The organism is Flavobacterium sp. UBA4854, from assembly GCF_002399805.1.
In the GTDB taxonomy this organism is placed as follows: Bacteria; Bacteroidota; Bacteroidia; order Flavobacteriales; family Flavobacteriaceae; genus Flavobacterium; species Flavobacterium ginsengisoli.
Window position 1 is genome coordinate 3499 of the sequence record NZ_DHEI01000160.1, and the last position, 864, is coordinate 4362.

The following is an 864-nucleotide window of genomic DNA, read 5'->3' on the forward strand; positions in this document are numbered from 1 at the left end:
ACAGATATCGAAGGAACTAAAAATTTGCTAAATGCAGTAGATAGAAATTCAATTAAACATTTCATATACATTTCTATTGTCGGAATAGATAAAAGCGATTATCCATACTACCAAGCAAAATTGCAAGTAGAAAATATCGTAGCTAATAGTGGCATTCCCTTTACGATCCTAAGAACAACACAGTTCCATGATTTTGTACTTAATATGATTAAAACATTAGACCAAAACGGTAAAAGTGATTCTATAACAATTCCATCAGGGTTGAGGTTTCAGTCTGTAGCAGTACAAGAAGTTGCAGAATTACTTGCGTCCATTGCATTAGAGCAATCAAAAGGATTAATAAAAGATTTTGGAGGTCCAGAAGTACTTCATTTTGAAGAAATGACTAAATCCTACTTAGAAACAATTCAAAGTGATAAAGATATAGTACTAGAAATACCAGAAGATATTCGCCATAAATTGTTCACTACCGGAGTAAATCTATGCCCAGAAAATAATGCTGGAAAACAAACTTGGAAAGAGTATTTAAAAATATACCTATCTGAAATCATTATGTAGCAGATTAACGTTATTTAGTTAAAATTTAACGTTTAATGTTGTTGTTTTCAGATATTTATAATATCTTTAACTTATGATATGGGAATTGTATAAACTTTGTGTATAATTTTGCAACATTAAATTTATATTTGTCCCAAATTATAATTATTAACTTAACCGTCTGCCTGATATGAGAATATTTTTAGTGGCGCTGCTTTTTTCCTTAAGTTCCTTTACTACAATGAATGTATGGGATGATGATGAAATATTAAGCGAAGTTGAATTTGCACGACTTACAGAGCATGTAAATGAAATTAAGGCTTTTAC

1 protein-coding gene is annotated in these 864 nt (G+C 30.1%); it reads left to right on the forward strand.

Features of this window, described 5'->3' with window-relative positions; genetic code table 11:
• A partial coding sequence (locus tag B3J44_RS22935; protein WP_286971684.1) for an SDR family oxidoreductase occupies positions 1–558 on the forward strand: 558 nt, incomplete at its 5' end.
• Positions 559–864: the final 306 nt, after the last annotated feature.